At 41.8% G+C, this 383-nt stretch carries 1 pseudogene; it reads left to right on the top strand.

The window, feature by feature from the left end:
* Positions 1-383, top strand: a pseudogene (locus I6F37_RS44810) (hypothetical protein); the annotation flags it as partial.

Below are 383 nucleotides of genomic sequence, written 5' to 3'. Positions count from 1 at the left end.
CGATTGGTGGTTCCGGAAATGATGAAGCGCTCAGGATTAAGCTTGATGCCAATAATAATATTTACATCACCGGTAGGTTTCGTGATACCGTTGATTTTGATCCCGGAACTGGAACTGCTGAATACATTAGTAATGGTGAACTTGATATTTTTCTTGCCAAGTATGAAAGCAATGGAAATTTTCTTTGGGCTAATGCTATGGGGGGATCAGGTTATGATGAAGGTTGTGATGTTGCCGTGGATCCGACATCAGGTAATGCAGTTATTACAGGTAATTTCAACAGTCTTTCTGTAGACATGGATCCCGGAGTCGGAACACAACTGATTAACAACAATGGCAATCCCGGTCTGGGCTTTGGAAATTTGTTTGTTGCTGCTTATAGC

The organism is Bradyrhizobium sp. NBAIM08, from assembly GCF_020193935.1.
GTDB lineage: Bacteria > Pseudomonadota > Alphaproteobacteria > Rhizobiales > Xanthobacteraceae > Bradyrhizobium > Bradyrhizobium yuanmingense.
The sequence above is the reverse complement of the archived record's forward strand: the minus strand, read 5'-3'. Positions and strand labels throughout refer to the sequence as shown.